This is a genomic window from Citrobacter sp. S39, assembly GCF_009495675.1.
GTDB lineage: Bacteria > Pseudomonadota > Gammaproteobacteria > Enterobacterales > Enterobacteriaceae > Citrobacter > Citrobacter freundii.
Genome location: NZ_CP045555.1, coordinates 4331179 through 4344129, shown reverse-complemented (window position 1 = coordinate 4344129; position 12951 = coordinate 4331179). Strand labels below are relative to the sequence as shown.

Genomic DNA, 12951 nt, shown 5'->3' with positions numbered 1-12951 from the left:
CAATGATCACTCACGGTGATAAGGATGGTTGGTGGTAATGCTCCACGCCCTGTACAGACTCTCCGCAACCAGAACCCGAACAAGAGGGTGAGGAAGGGTTAACGCTGAGAGTGACCAGCTTTGTTCCGCTGCTGCTTTACAGGCAGGAGAAAGACCTTCCGGCCCACCAATCAACAAACTGACGTCACGACCGTCCAGTTTCCAGCGTTCCAGTTCGGTCGCCAGCTGCGGCGTGTCCCAGGGTTTGCCAGGGATATCAAGGGTGACGATGCGGTTTTTGCCTGCGGCAGCCAGCATCTGTTCACCCTCTTTGTCGAGAATGCGTTTAATATCCGCGTTCTTGCCGCGTTTTCCTGCCGGGATTTCGATCAGCTCAAAGGGCATATCTTTCGGAAACCGACGGAGATACTCCGTAAAACCGGTTTGCACCCAGTCAGGCATTTTCGTACCCACAGCGACAAGTTGCAGCTTCACGCATTAACTCCAGAGTTTTTCCAGTTCATACAGGCGACGGCTTTCTTCCTGCATCACGTGGACAATCACATCACCGAGGTCAACGACGATCCAGTCTGCGACGTTCTCGCCTTCTACGCCGAGCGGCAGCAGACCAGCAGTGCGGGACTCCTGAACAACGTGGTCTGCGATAGACATTACATGACGGCTGGACGTGCCAGTACAGATAATCATGCAATCAGTGATGCTGGATTTGCCCTGAACGTCTAAGGCGATGATGTCTTGACCTTTCAGGTCATCAATTTTGTCGATTACAAAATCCTGAAGTGCTTTACCCTGCAAGTGTTCCCCCTGGGTGAAAAGAGTTAAAAACGTCTGTTAGTATACCTGAACCAGAGGCGATATCGGGACAAATGTCTCCGAAAGCGCTTGTGAAGTGCGCTATCATCCCACCCCACGCCGCAGAATGCATCGCCATTTTTGTAAAACAATTTCTGCAAAGCTCTGAAGGGCGGGAAAAGTCAGGTTGCGGAGAATAACAGCCTGTCATGGGGTGTCAATGGGAGAGAAGCCCTTCGGCAGAAAAAACAGTGCTTTCACTCTCCGTCGTGCCATACAGCCCGGCTGTTAAGTACTTTCAGAACCGCAAAATCGTCGCAAAAATCAATCGCGCTCCAGCAACCTTGTTCGACGCGAAAATGCCACATTGCTGCTGCCGGCATGGACAACAAACGGGCGATCAACACGCTCAATACACCCTGATGGCTCACTACCAGCAGGTTTTGGCACATTTTGTAATCATCGAGTTGAGCAATGAAGCGTTCCACGCGCAGGGAAAATGCCTGAAAACCTTCGCCATTAGTGGGCGTCGCGTTCTGCCAGTCGTTACACCACACGGCGTAGTTTTCGGCGTCTTCGCGCGCCAGATCGCGATGGTGGCGCATTTCCCAGTCGCCAAAAAACATCTCATTGAGCTCAGGCATGTTACGCACAGGAATCTCGCGATCGCCTAAGATCAACTGCGTTGTATGGCGGGCGCGCTCCAGCTCGCTGCACAGAACGTTGTCGACAGGCACATCGCGTAACAGCGTACTCAGCGTTTGCGCCTGAGCTATTCCCCGTTCTGTTAGTGGTGTGGGAGCGTGGCCGCTATATAAACCCGCGACGTTGGCTTCAGTTTGGCCATGACGTACCAACCAGAGTCTCATTTTTTCCTCTTGGGGTTATTCGCACAAAACATGATGTTTGCCCTGATTGCGCAGAGATTTTTCACTAAAATACCTTTTTTTACGTGGAGCGGCACGATGTCTTTATTGAAGAGCGCGCATGGTGGTAATACCCGAGAAGCCGCCGAACTGTTGGGCGTCTCGCCTGAGCAATTGCTGGATTTTAGCGCGAATATTAATCCGCTGGGTATGCCAGCAGGTTTAAAACGCGCAATTATCGATAATATGGACTGCGCGGAGCGTTACCCGGATGTCGATTACGCGCAACTGCATGCAGCGTTGGCGGAGCATCATCAGATTCCGGCCTCGTGGATCCTGGCCGGAAACGGTGAGACCGAGTCTATTTTTACCCTGGTAGATGGCCTGAAGCCACGTCACGCGATGATCGTGACGCCTGGGTTTGCTGAATATCGTCGGGCGCTGCAATGGGGAGACTGTACGATCCATGAGTTTGCGCTGCGCGAAGACGATGGCTGGCAGCTTACCGATGCGATCCTCGATGCGTTAACCTCAGAGCTGGACTGCCTGTTTCTCTGCACGCCCAACAACCCCACCGGGTTACTACCGGATAACCGCCTGCTACGTGAGATTGCCTCACGTTGTGAGCGGCTTGGGATCAATCTGATCCTTGATGAAGCGTTTATCGATTTTATTGCCGGGGAGCCGGGATTTATTCCGCTACTTCGGGATAACCCGCATATTTGGGTGCTGCGCTCGCTCACTAAGTTCTATGCGATACCGGGGCTGCGTCTGGGGTATCTGGTCAACAGTAACGAGCAGGCCGTTGTACAAATGCGCAGCCGACAAATGCCGTGGTCAATTAATGCGTTTGCTGCTCTGGCTGGCGAGATTATTTTACGCGACAGCGCTTATCAGCAGGCGACGTGGAAATGGCTGGAACAAGAGGGAGCGCGGTTTGAGCAGCAGCTACAAAACCTGCCCGGCCTGACGGTGTATCCCGGCCAGGCAAATTATCGTTTATTACGCTGCGATCGCGCGGATATTGATTTGCAACGGATGTTGCTGGAACAGCATGTCTTGATTCGCAGTTGTGCCAATTACCCTGGGTTGGACGCGCGTTATTACCGAGTTGCTGTTCGCAGTCAGGAAGAAAATGACCGCCTGCTGGTGGCATTAAACAACACGCTTAGCGGTACAACCCCTGCTGATTAATATAGTCAAGCACTGCGCCTGGCATCAGGTCGTCGCACGGCTCGCCTTTTTCCAGTCGCTCGCGAATGAGCGTGGCGGAGATGTTGAACCACGGCGTTTCGGCCAGGTAGATTTTCCCGCAAGGCAGGTTGTGCAGGTCATCCGGCGAATGAGTCAGGTGATCTTCCAGCCATTGCTGGTGCTTTTCCTGCGTCATTTCGAGAGGATAACCTGGACGTCGGCACACGATGAGATGGGTATTATCCAGAATCGTGTGGTAGTCGTGCCAGGAAGGGAAGGTCAGCAGCGAATCCTGACCAATGATAAACGCTAACGGCACATTCGGGCCTTGTTCCTCGCGCCACTCTTTTAGCGTTTGCGCGGTGTAGGAGGCCGTGTCGCGTTTCAGTTCGCGTTCATCCAGGGAAAACAGCGGTTTATCAGCAATGGCCAGTTCAACCATGCGCTTACGTTGCTCACCGGACGCTTCAGGCTGCGCACGATGCGGCGGCACGTTATTGGGCATGATGATGACCCGGGAAAGACCAATCAGATTCGCCAGAATTTCAACCGGTTTAAGATGACCATAATGCACCGGATCAAAGGTGCCGCCGAACAGAGCCTGCAATGATTTCATATCAACCATCAATAAAAACATCGGCCAGTGATTTATGGCAGAGCAAAAGGGACAGTCCCTCAAGTTCCGCCCACACTGACTGACCATAGTCTTGTTTAAGCGTAATTTCCGTACGCGTTAACAGCGTTACCGCCTGACGCAGCTGTGCCGGGTTCAGCCGGTTTAGCGCATCACCCATCATGCCTCGGCGATTTTGCCACACCCGGTGTTTATCAAACAACGTGCGCAAGGGGGTATTCGCCGACTGCCGTTTTAGGTTGACCAGCAACAGCAATTCACGCTGTATCGTACGCAGCAAAATAACCGGTTCACTGCCTTCCAGACGTAGCTGTTGCAGAATGTGCAGCGCGCGTTTGCTTTTGCCCATCAGCAGCGCATCCACCCAGTGGAACGGGGTAAAGTGCGCCGCATCGTTAACGGCTTTTTCTACGCGAGGCAGCGTTAGTTTGCCATCAGGCCAAAGCAATGCTAACCGTTCCAGCGCTTGCGCCAGTGCTAACAGGTTACCTTCATAGCAATAGCACAACAGCTGATTGGCTGCGTCATCCAGTTGCAGGTTATTGAGTTTAGCCCTCGCGGCGACCCAACGTGGGAGCTGTGCTTGCTCCGGCGTCTGGCAGCTGACCTGCACCGCATTATTGGCAAGTCCGGTATACCATGCGGCGTTTTCCTGCGCTTTAGTCAGCTTGTTACCACGAACAATCAGCAGCAGGTCGTTATGTAGCAGTGTGACGAGTGAAGCGAGCTGTTCGTTAATGGCGGCATTGGGGCCATTTTCAGGCAGTTGCAGGAGCAGGGTTTGACGGTTGGCAAACAGGCTCATCGCCTGGCAGAGTGAAAAAATCTCTCCCCAGTCGGTGCTGTTGTCCAGAGTGAAGGCATGGTGTTCTTCGAACCCTTGTGTGGCAGCAGCCTGACGGATGGCATCCTGGCTTTCCTGCAATAAGAGGGGATCGTTACCTAAGAGCAAATACGCCGCGCGCAGCCCTTCATTGAGCTGTGCGCGGAGTTGTTCAGGGTACAACTTGAGCATCAGTTACCCAGCGTGGTGGAGACACGCGCCGGAGATGACGCAGGCTCTGCGGCTTTTGTCGCAGCTGGCTTAGCATCATCATCAGCATTGGATGACAGAGTATCAGCCAGATGTACGCTTGGCAGCTTACGAATTAACTGTTCAGCCGCTTTGTCATACATCTCTTTTACGATCATCTCCTGCTCGTTATCCTTCGCCAGTGCAGCCTGTGGGTTGTCAAAGAACGAACGATAAACTTTTGCGCTGATAGGGTAAATATCATGTCCTGGAATCAGCACGGTAGCGCTTACGGACATCACCATCTGGTATTCAGCCGTTTGACCGTTCTGGAATACCGACGCCGTATCCTGCGAAATGCTGACCGCGCCAAGACGTAAAGACGTCACATCTTTACGCATTGTACCGTCTTCAAGCAGCGTCACACCGTTCAGACGCAGCTGGTTACGGACCGCACGGCTTAACGGGCCGTTCGGATCGCCAGAGTTCAGGATCATGGTTTTCATTGAGGGTGGAACCTGCGTAGTACTACGCAGATGCCAGCCACACCCGGCGGTGACAAGCACCGCCAGAGATAACAACAATGTTGTCAGAAGTCGCACGCTTCCTCCCGCGCTTAGCCAACGACCAGATTGAGGAGTTTACCCGGTACATAAATCACTTTACGTACGGTAACGCCATCAAGATATTTTGCCACCAGATGCTCCTGGCCAGCACGTTCACGAACCTGTTCTTCTGTCGCATTTACCGGAACGGTAATTTTGCCACGGACTTTACCGTTCACCTGAACAACAACCAACGTCGAGTCTTCAACCATTGCGGCTTCGTCAGCTACCGGCCACGGTGCGTTGTCGATATCGCCTTCACCTTTCAGCGCCTGCCACATCGTGAAGCAAACGTGTGGGGTGAACGGGTTCAGCATGCGAACGACGGCCAGTAACGCTTCCTGCATCAGGGCTCTGTCTTGTTCGTCTTCCTGCGGTGCTTTCGCCAGCTTGTTCATCAACTCCATAATCGCCGCAATTGCGGTGTTAAAGGTCTGACGACGGCCGATATCATCGGTCACTTTAGCAATGGTTTTGTGCACGTCGCGACGCAGCGCTTTTTGGTCTTCGCTCAACACATCAACGTTCAGTTCAGCTACATCACCTTTGGAGGTATGTTCGTAAACCAGCTTCCAGACTCGTTTCAGGAAGCGGTTCGCCCCTTCAACGCCGGATTCTTGCCATTCCAGCGTCATATCAGCCGGAGAAGCGAACATCATGAACAGACGTACGGTGTCGGCGCCGTAACGTTCAACCATAACCTGCGGGTCGATACCGTTATTTTTCGACTTGGACATTTTGCTCATGCCGGTATACACCAGTTCATGGCCTTCTGCGTCCTGAGCTTTGACGATACGACCTTTCTCGTCGCGCTCAACGATGGCATCAACCGGAGAAACCCAGTTACGCTCACCGTTTGCACCAACGTAATAGAACGCATCGGCCAGCACCATACCCTGGCACAGCAGCTGTTTAGCCGGTTCGTCAGAGTTGACCATACCCGCATCGCGCATCAGCTTGTGGAAGAAGCGGAAGTAGAGCAGGTGCATGATGGCGTGTTCAATACCACCAATGTAGATATCAACCGGAAGCCAGTAGTTTGCAGCTTCTGGATCCAGCATCCCTTCGTTGTACTGCGGGCAGGTGTAGCGCGCGTAGTACCAGGAGGATTCCATAAAAGTATCGAAAGTGTCGGTTTCGCGCAGTGCAGGCATGCCGTTAACGGTGGTTTTTGCCCACTCCGGATCGGCTTTGATTGGGCTGGTAATACCATCCATAACCACGTCTTCCGGCAGAATAACCGGCAACTGGTCTTCTGGCGTCGGCAGTACGGTACCGTCTTCCAATGTCACCATCGGAATCGGCGCGCCCCAGTAACGCTGACGGGAAACACCCCAGTCACGCAGACGGTAGTTTACTTTACGCTCACCCACGCCAAGAGCCACCAGCTTGTCAGCAATGGCATTGAAGGCTGCTTCGAAGTCGAGGCCGTCAAACTCACCGGAGTTAAACAGCACCCCTTTTTCGGTCAGAGCTTGTTTGGACAGATCCGGCTCTGCGCCTTCAGCGGTCAGAATTACTGGCTTGATGGTCAGGCCATATTTAGTCGCAAACTCGTAATCGCGTTGATCGTGGCCCGGAACGGCCATGACTGCGCCCGTACCGTATTCCATCAGGACGAAGTTTGCTGCCCAAACTGGGATCTCTTCGCCAGTCAGCGGGTGAACGGCTTTAAAGCCCGTGTCGACGCCTTTCTTCTCCATGGTTGCCATTTCGGCTTCAGCAACCTTGGTGTTGCGGCATTCGTCAATGAAGGCGGCCAGTTCCGGGTTATTTGCAGCGGCTTTCTGCGCCAGCGGGTGACCTGCGGCAACGGCCAGATAGGTCGCACCCATAAAGGTGTCCGGGCGGGTTGTGTAAACGGTCAGCGTGTTGTCGTAATCGTTCACATCGAAGGTGATTTCTACGCCTTCAGAACGGCCAATCCAGTTGCGCTGCATCGTTTTCACGGTGTCAGGCCAGTGATCCAGGTTATCCAGGTCACGCAGCAGTTCGTCAGCGTAAGCGGTGATTTTGATGAACCACTGCGGGATCTCTTTACGCTCTACTTTGGTATCACAACGCCAGCAGCATCCGTCGATAACCTGTTCGTTCGCCAGTACGGTCTGGTCATTCGGGCACCAGTTGACAGCAGACGTTTTCTTGTACACCAGGCCTTTTTTGTATAGCTCGGTGAAGAATTTCTGTTCCCAACGGTAATATTCCGGGGTGCAGGTCGCCAGCTCACGGCTCCAGTCGTAACCGAAACCCAGCATTTTGAGCTGGTTTTTCATGTATGCGATGTTGTCGTACGTCCACGGTGCTGGTGCGGTGTTGTTTTTAACCGCAGCCCCTTCTGCTGGCAGACCGAACGCATCCCAGCCAATTGGCTGCAGTACGTTTTTGCCCAGCATGCGCTGGTAGCGGGCGATCACGTCACCGATGGTGTAGTTACGTACGTGGCCCATGTGTAGTCGACCAGAAGGATAGGGAAGCATAGACAGGCAGTAATACTTCTCTTTGCTCTCGTCTTCGGTAACTTCAAATGTGCGCTTCTCATCCCAGTGAAGCTGTACTTTGGATTCTATCTCTTCCGGGCGGTATTGCTCTTGCATGGCAGCCAGTGGTCCTGTTTTCAATACAGCTACAAACGTAGCTCTAGATGTGGTGTTTCAGATCCGCATAGCATAGCCCAAACGCCCGCGCCAAAACAGCCTTTCGCGCATTCAGCGTTGAATTCCCGCAAGGATAATTCTTGCACGAATTTACACACTCTGTGGACAGTCTTGCAAAGCGTAGCGTAAATAACGTCTATTATTATAGACAGTTAACGACCCAGGAGGCGAAGCGATGAACAAGGTTGCTCAATATTACCGTGAACTGGTAGCTTCACTGAGCGAACGTCTGCGTAATGGCGAACGCGATATCGATGCGTTGGTGGAGCAGGCGCGTCAACGAGTTATGCAGACCGGGGAGTTAACGCGAACCGAGGTGGAAGAGCTCACTCGGGCCGTCAGACGTGACCTGGAAGAGTTTGCTCTGAGCTATGAAGAAAGTCTCGATGAGGAGACAGACAGCGTCTTTATGCGGGTTATCAAGGAGAGTATCTGGCAGGAACTGGCCGATATTACCGATAAAACGCAGCTCGAATGGCGCGAAGTGTTCCAGGACCTCAGTCATCACGGTGTTTATCACAGCGGCGAGGTGGTCGGATTAGGTAATCTGGTCTGCGAGAAGTGCCACTTCCATTTAGCGGTTTACACCCCGGATGTGCTGCCGTTGTGTCCGAAATGCGGACACGATCAGTTTCAGCGCCGACCGTTTGAACCGTAATCGCTTATCGCCGGATGGTATTAGCGCCATCCGGCGTGTATTAGGCGTAAAACTTCAGCCGTTCTGCCAGCAAATCGACAAACCCCTGGCGATCCACGTCCACCATCACGGTGGCGTTAGGTTTATTGCCGCTCAGGAAGTAGTAGTCCACCACCGTCATTCCTTGGGTATATTTACCCTGAGTTTCCACGCCAACCCAGCGTTCAACGGTGGTAAACAGTTCAGGTTTCAGCAGCCAGGCAATGGTGCATGGGTCATGCAGCGGTGCACCGATGAATCCCCATTTTTCATCTTTGTGATATTCAAAGAAGAAATCGAGTAGTTCAGCAACGATCGTCGAAACAGGATTGCCGATAGCGCGGAACCGCTCGGTATCTTCACGATGTATTTGTGCTTTATGCGTGACGTCCAGCCCGGCCATCACCACCGGAATACCCGACTGGAATACGATCTCCGCGGCTTCGGGATCCACAAAGATGTTGAACTCGGCGGCGGGTGTCCAGTTTCCGAGGCCCATTGCACCACCCATAATCACGATACGGTCGATTTTGGCGTGCAGTTCAGGATGGCTATTCAGTAGCAATGCCACGTTAGTTTGCGGCCCGGTGGAGACAATCGTCATCGGTTCCGGGCTTTCACGCAGGGTTTTCGCCATCAGTTCCACAGCGGTACAGTCTTGTGGCGCAAAAGTGGGTTCCGGCAGCGCCGGACCATCCAGCCCACTCTCGCCATGGACGTTATCGGCGATAATCAGATCGCGCATCAGTGGTTTCATAGCGCCACCGGCGACGGGAATATCCGTACGCTTGAGCAACGTCAGCATGCGCAATACGTTACGCAGCGTTTTGTCGGGAGTCTGATTCCCGGCTGACGAGGTTATCGCTTTCACATCCAGTTCAGGTGAGGCGAGGGCGAGAACAATTGCGATAGCGTCGTCATGACCTGGATCGCAATCAAACAGGATCGGAAGTGCCATTGTTGCTCCTTGTAAGTGGGACTTTGTGACAAGGTTAACGCTGGGCTGTATGTGTTTCGAGAGGCGAAGGGATAAAGCGTGAGGTGGCGCGCACATGGAGATGCGCGCCAGCAAGATTAGTGCAGGATTTTCGCGAGGAAGTCTTTGGCGCGGTCCGATTTCGGATTAGCGAAGAACTCTTCTTTCGGTGAGTCTTCAACAATTTTTCCTTCATCCATGAAGATCACCCGGTTCGCCACTTTACGCGCAAAGCCCATTTCGTGGGTTACCACCATCATGGTCATCCCTTCATTGGCCAGTTCAACCATAACGTCCAGTACTTCGTTGATCATTTCAGGATCAAGCGCCGATGTCGGTTCGTCAAACAGCATGGCGATAGGATCCATACATAGTGCCCGGGCGATAGCGACACGCTGTTGCTGGCCCCCGGAGAGTTGGGCCGGGAACTTCTCGGCATGTGCTGACAGACCAACGCGTTCCAGTAACTTTTGCGCTTTGTCGCGGGCCGGCTTTTTATCGCGCTTAAGCACTTTTACCTGCGCCAAAGTAAGGTTCTCAATGATCGACAGATGCGGGAACAGTTCAAAGTGCTGGAACACCATACCAACACGAGAGCGCAGTTTGGCCAGATCGGTTTTTTTATCATTCACCACGGTACCATCAACGGTGATGACGCCCTGTTGCACCGGCTCCAGCCCGTTCACCGTTTTGATAAGCGTTGATTTACCTGAACCTGACGGGCCGCAAACCACCACCACTTCACCTTTTTTCACTTCCGTGGAGCAGTCGGTCAGCACCTGAAAGTGACCATACCATTTAGAAACATTTTTCAGGGTAATCATTAAACTGTCCTTTTCTTCAAATAGCTGACCAACAACGATGCGCTCAGACTGAATACAAAATAAACGGCGCCAGCAAACAGGATCATTTCAACCTGTGTGCCGTCACGCTCGCCAATGGTGGAGGCGGTACGGAAGAAGTCTGCCAGACTCAATACATAGACCAGCGAGGTATCCTGGAATAGTACGATGCCCTGGGTCAGCAGCAGTGGTACCATCGCGCGGAAGGCCTGTGGCAGAATGATCAGCTTCATCGACTGCCAGTGTGTCATCCCCAGCGCCAGCGCGGCGCTGGATTGCCCACGAGAAATACTCTGGATACCGGCACGGATAATCTCGGAATAGTACGCAGCTTCAAACATCGAAAACGCGACCATCGCTGAGATCAGGCGAATATCGGTTTTAGGCGACAGACCCAGTACGTTTTGCAAAAAGCCGGGCACAATCAGGTAGAACCACAGCAGCACCATGACCAGCGGAATAGAACGAAATACGTTGACGTAGCCTTTCGCAAACCAGGCAATCGGCGCGAAGCTGGACAGACGCATTACTGCAAGGATGGTTCCCCAGACAATACCAATGACGACCGCCGTAACGGTGATTTTCAGGGTGATGATCAGCCCGTCCAGCAGATACGGCAGGGAAGGGACGATAGAACTCCAGTCAAATTCGTACATTATTTGCCTCCCAAATTGCCAGGCAGGCGGATTTTGCGTTCGACGAGATTCATCACCAGCATGATGACGGCGTTAATCAGGACGTAGGCCAGCGTGATGGCGGTGAACGATTCCCATGCGTGGGCGGAGTAATCCAGTAGTTTTCCCGCCTGCGCCGCCATATCCACCAGGCCGATGGTGGAGGCGATCGCGGAGTTCTTCACCAGGTTCATCATCTCTGAGGTCATTGGCGGAACAATCACGCGGTATGCGTTTGGAAGCAGCACATAGCGGTAGGCCTGCGGCAAAGTCAGCCCCATCGCCAGCGCGGCGTTTTTCTGCCCGCGAGGCAGGGACTGAATCGCAGCGCGAACCTGCTCACAGACGCGCGCGGCGGTAAACAGCCCCAGACAAAGCATGGATGAGAGGAAGAACTGAATGTTGGGATCCAGTTCCGACTTGAACCACATGCCAATGTTTTCCGGCAGCAGTTCAGGAATGACCAGATACCAGGTAAAGAACTGAACGATGAGCGGAACGTTACGAAACAGCTCAACGTATAGCGTGCCGATCCCGGAAAGGAAACGATTTGGGACGGTACGTAAGATGCCGAATAAAGAGCCTATGAGGAAAGCGATAATCCAGGCGGTGATAGATAACGCGACCGTGACCTGGAAACCACTCCAGAGCCAGCCGAGATAGGTGGTGTTGCCGAACGGGGCCTGTTGTAAAAAAATACCCCAGTTCCAGTCTATAGACATAAATCTACTCCAGAAAAAAAAGGGTAGCAGCGCTACCCTCGAAGATTGTTATTCGGCGTTTTGCGGTTTTCAGGCCTGATGGGGAACGACCATCAGGCTTATAGTCTGTCCGTGCCGAGTAACAATCGAGAGGGAGGGGAAGCCTCCCATTTATTTTAGTTAGTTAAGCGCTTTATCATTCGGTTCTTTGAACAGGGCTTTCATCTCGTCTGACAGTTCGAAATTCATGTTCAGGTTCTTCGGTGGAATTGGATTTTTAAACCACTTATCAAACCATTTCTCAGCTTCGCCTGAGGTCTGCGCCTTGGCGATAGTGTCGTCCATCAGCTTTTTGAACTCAGGGTCATCTTTACGCAGCATGCAGCCGTAGGCTTCCTGAGATTGTGGCTTGCCAACGATCTCCCAGTTGTCTGGTTTCTTCGCTTTCGCGCGTTCGCCAGCCAGCAGGGCGTCATCCATCATAAAGGCAACAGCACGACCGCTTTCCAGAGTACGGAAAGAGTCACCATGGTCTTTCGCGCTGATGATGCGCATATCCATTTTTTGTTCTTCGTTCAGCTTGTGCAGCAGCACTTCTGAGGTGGTACCTGAAGTCACGACCACGGCTTTGCCTTTCAGGTCAGCGAAATCTTTGACGTCGCCGCCTTTTTTCGCCAGCAGACGGGTACCGACAACGAAAATGGTGTCAGAGAAGGCTGCTTGTTTCTGGCGCTCGACGTTGTTGGTGGTGGATCCACATTCAAAGTCGAAGGTGCCGTTTTGCAGCAGCGGGATACGGTTTTGTGAAGTAATCGGGATCAGTTTTACCTGCAGATCGGGCTTGTTCAGCTTTTTCTTCACCGCTTCAACGATCGCGTTGGAGTAATCCTGTGAATAACCGACCACTTTTTGCTGATTATCGTAGTAAGAAAACGGTACCGATGATTCACGGTGACCGACAACGATCACGCCATTTTTGGCGATCTTATCCAGCGTGCTGCCTGCCGCGGGTGCTGCGTCTTCTGCGTGCGCCAGACCGGCGGACATTCCCATGACCAGCATGGCAGTGGCGAGCTTACGTAATTGCATATCCAACTCCTTTATCGTCTGCGCCAGGGACGCATTGATACCCATTGTGATGTTGTTATTGTTTGCTACTAAAACGTGCAGTCTTGTATGTGTTTGTTAACATTTAGTTTGGATGAATGTAAAGAATTTGCTGTGTTATTGTTTATTTTTGCGAAGTGCGCCGCACCATTTGGGGGCAAAAATATCTTGTTGCACTTTTCAGGTGCTACCGGCGCTCAACTTTGGTGCGACCAGGT

General features: G+C 52.7%; 14 protein-coding genes. 2 read left to right on the top strand and 12 right to left on the bottom strand.

Going from position 1 to position 12951, the window contains the following annotated elements; all coding sequences use genetic code 11:
* Nucleotides 1–6: 6 nt before the first annotated feature.
* The 3 genes from rlmH to GFB57_RS20835 form a co-directional block, all read right to left on the bottom strand.
* Nucleotides 7–474 (bottom strand): 23S rRNA (pseudouridine(1915)-N(3))-methyltransferase RlmH, encoded by a 468-nt coding sequence (rlmH, locus tag GFB57_RS20845; protein ID WP_003022725.1) that lies wholly within the window; start codon nucleotides 472–474, stop codon nucleotides 7–9.
* A 3-nt stretch (nucleotides 475–477) separates the two neighbouring features.
* Nucleotides 478–795, bottom strand: a complete 318-nt coding sequence (rsfS, locus tag GFB57_RS20840; RefSeq protein ID WP_003022728.1) for a ribosome silencing factor — start codon at nucleotides 793–795, stop codon at nucleotides 478–480.
* Between the two features lie 254 nt (nucleotides 796–1049).
* Nucleotides 1050–1661 (bottom strand): adenosylcobalamin/alpha-ribazole phosphatase, encoded by a 612-nt coding sequence (locus GFB57_RS20835; RefSeq protein ID WP_003022731.1) that lies wholly within the window; start codon nucleotides 1659–1661, stop codon nucleotides 1050–1052.
* A gap of 96 nt (nucleotides 1662–1757) precedes the next feature.
* Between GFB57_RS20835 and cobD the strand changes: the two genes are divergently transcribed.
* Nucleotides 1758–2852 (top strand): threonine-phosphate decarboxylase CobD, encoded by a 1095-nt coding sequence (cobD, locus tag GFB57_RS20830; protein WP_003022735.1) that lies wholly within the window; start codon nucleotides 1758–1760, stop codon nucleotides 2850–2852.
* On the opposite strand, the gene nadD is transcribed toward cobD, so the two are convergent.
* Genes nadD through leuS form a run of 4 tightly spaced genes read right to left on the bottom strand, consistent with a single transcriptional unit; the run spans nucleotide 2827 to nucleotide 7697 of the window.
* The gene (gene nadD / locus GFB57_RS20825; RefSeq protein ID WP_003022738.1) at nucleotides 2827–3468 is read right to left on the bottom strand and encodes a nicotinate-nucleotide adenylyltransferase; all 642 of its coding nucleotides are present in this window, start codon (nucleotides 3466–3468) and stop codon (nucleotides 2827–2829) included. The genes cobD and nadD overlap by 26 nt on opposite strands.
* 1 nt (nucleotide 3469) lies before the next feature.
* Nucleotides 3470–4501 carry a DNA polymerase III subunit delta gene (gene holA / locus GFB57_RS20820; RefSeq protein ID WP_003022740.1) on the bottom strand — a complete coding sequence of 344 codons (1032 nt, stop codon included), beginning with the start codon at nucleotides 4499–4501 and terminating at the stop codon, nucleotides 3470–3472.
* Nucleotides 4501–5100, bottom strand: a complete 600-nt coding sequence (gene lptE / locus GFB57_RS20815; protein ID WP_003022742.1) for an LPS assembly lipoprotein LptE — start codon at nucleotides 5098–5100, stop codon at nucleotides 4501–4503. The genes holA and lptE overlap by 1 nt, the downstream gene beginning before the upstream one ends.
* Before the next feature lie 14 nt (nucleotides 5101–5114).
* Nucleotides 5115–7697, bottom strand: a complete 2583-nt coding sequence (gene leuS, locus GFB57_RS20810; protein WP_003022744.1) for a leucine--tRNA ligase — start codon at nucleotides 7695–7697, stop codon at nucleotides 5115–5117.
* 235 nt (nucleotides 7698–7932) lie between these two features.
* Here leuS and GFB57_RS20805 point away from each other — a divergent pair, with 235 nt between their 5' ends.
* The gene (locus GFB57_RS20805) at nucleotides 7933–8415 is read left to right on the top strand and encodes a zinc ribbon-containing protein (protein WP_003022748.1); all 483 of its coding nucleotides are present in this window, start codon (nucleotides 7933–7935) and stop codon (nucleotides 8413–8415) included.
* Between the two features lie 40 nt (nucleotides 8416–8455).
* Here GFB57_RS20805 and rihA read toward each other — a convergent pair whose 3' ends face one another.
* The 5 genes from rihA to gltI all read right to left on the bottom strand — a co-directional run bounded on the left by rihA (nucleotide 8456) and on the right by gltI (nucleotide 12715).
* A complete protein-coding gene (gene rihA / locus GFB57_RS20800; protein WP_003022751.1) occupies nucleotides 8456–9391 on the bottom strand; it encodes a pyrimidine-specific ribonucleoside hydrolase RihA in 936 nt (311 codons plus the stop codon).
* Between the two features lie 116 nt (nucleotides 9392–9507).
* Nucleotides 9508–10233, bottom strand: a complete 726-nt coding sequence (gene gltL / locus GFB57_RS20795; protein WP_003022754.1) for a glutamate/aspartate ABC transporter ATP-binding protein GltL — start codon at nucleotides 10231–10233, stop codon at nucleotides 9508–9510.
* Entirely contained in the window at nucleotides 10233–10907 is a 675-nt protein-coding gene (gene gltK / locus GFB57_RS20790; protein WP_003022757.1) for a glutamate/aspartate ABC transporter permease GltK, read from the bottom strand. Before gltK ends, gltL begins: the two co-directional genes overlap by 1 nt.
* Complete coding sequence (gene gltJ / locus GFB57_RS20785; RefSeq protein ID WP_003022759.1) at nucleotides 10907–11647, bottom strand: glutamate/aspartate ABC transporter permease GltJ; 741 nt, start codon at nucleotides 11645–11647, stop codon at nucleotides 10907–10909. The genes gltK and gltJ overlap by 1 nt, the downstream gene beginning before the upstream one ends.
* A 159-nt stretch (nucleotides 11648–11806) precedes the next feature.
* Nucleotides 11807–12715: a glutamate/aspartate ABC transporter substrate-binding protein GltI gene (gene gltI / locus GFB57_RS20780; RefSeq protein WP_003022762.1), complete on the bottom strand. Its 909-nt coding sequence runs from the start codon at nucleotides 12713–12715 to the stop codon at nucleotides 11807–11809.
* Nucleotides 12716–12951 lie beyond the last annotated feature (236 nt).